1 protein-coding gene is annotated in these 1,510 nt (G+C 47.5%); it reads left to right on the top strand.

Features of this window, described 5'->3' with window-relative positions:
* The first annotated feature begins 100 nt into the window (after positions 1–100).
* Positions 101–1,507, top strand: a complete 1,407-nt coding sequence (locus ACFVVK_RS20460; protein WP_390271335.1) for an IS1182 family transposase — start codon at positions 101–103, stop codon at positions 1,505–1,507.
* The last annotated feature ends 3 nt before the right edge of the window (positions 1,508–1,510 follow it).

Raw genomic sequence — 1,510 nt, 5'->3', positions numbered from 1 at the left:
ACACCGCGTTAATTTGGTATAATATAGGTAACATTGTTATGAAAGAACGGTGATTCGTGTGCTAACCCCTAACAACGAAAATACAGATGGAAAGTTTCAAATGGAACTCATTTGTCTCGATGAACTGGTTCCCCAAAACCATCTTCTTCGCCTCATCGATCATCACATAGATCTTTCCTATATTACGGAAAAGGTTCGTCCTTACTACAGCCAAAACGTAGGACGCCCATCCATTCCTCCAGTTCGCTTGTTTAAGATGATGCTCATTGGCTATCTGTACGGAATTCCCTCCGAGCGTCAGCTAGAACAAGAAGTCCGGCTGAATGTAGCCTATCGCTGGTTTCTGGGTATGGGACTGACAGAGAAAGTGCCGGATCACTCCACGATCAGTTGGAATCGAAACCACCGATTTGCGGGAACCACCGTTTTTCAAGAGATTTTTGACGAAGTAGTCGATCTCGCCATCTCTCATCGCATGGTGGCTGGACGTGTATTGATCACCGATTCCACTCATATCCAAGCTAGTGCAAATAAAAACAAATACACCATGCAAAGTGTAGTGAATACCCCTGCTTCTTACCTCGACGAACTGGAAAAGGCTGTGGGCGAGCGCCGGGAATCCCAAGGAAAAAAGCCCCTTCCTCCTCGAAAGGAGGAGACCAGCTACAGCAATCTTAAGGTAAGTCATACCGACCCCGAGAGCGGATTTATGATGCGTAAAGGCAAACCGGAAGGTTTTCACTACTTGGAACACCGTACCGTAGATCACAAATTCAACATCATCACGGACGTGCACGTCACAGCGGGTAATGTGAATGATTCCACGGTGTATTTAGAGAGGCTCCAACGTCAAGTGACGACCTTTGGATTCGAAGAGACGTTGGAGGCTGTCCTGCTGGATTCCGGTTATATGACCCCACATATTTGTATGCGTACGGAACACCTCATGGCGATTATTGCAGACCGAGCGGCACCGAAAGCAGATGGGATCTTTCCAAAAGCGCAATTTACCTATGACGAACAAAAGGATGTTTACGTCTGCCCAGCAGGAGCAGAACTTACGTACCGAACTACGAATCGAGCAGGCTATGATGAATATGTGTCCGACAAACTCGTCTGTGCGAGCTGTCCCCTTTTGATTCAATGTACGAAAACCAAGAGTCCTCAGCGCGTCATTCAACGACATGTTTGGGAGACTAGTAAAGAACGCGTCCGTGCTCACAAAGAGAGTGTAGTAGGAAAAGCGTTATACAAGCTGCGCAGTCAAACGATTGAGCGGAGCTTTGCTGATGCCAAAAATCTGCATGGCTATCGTCGCTGCCGCATGCGCGGACGGGCGAAGGTACAAGAACAGGCATTTATGACGGCAGTGGTCCAGAATATTAAGAAAATGGCCCGCTACTTGGCTCGAGAGGAGAATTATTTAGGTTACGGAGGCATCGTTTTACACCCATTCGCAGATTCCCCCCACAAATACCACCAATTTACTCCCCATGTTGCGGTATAGGCA

The organism is Arthrobacter sp. NPDC058192 (assembly GCF_042883665.1).
In the GTDB taxonomy this organism is placed as follows: Bacteria; Actinomycetota; Actinomycetes; order Actinomycetales; family Micrococcaceae; genus Arthrobacter.
The sequence above is the reverse complement of the archived record's forward strand: the minus strand, read 5'-3'. Positions and strand labels throughout refer to the sequence as shown.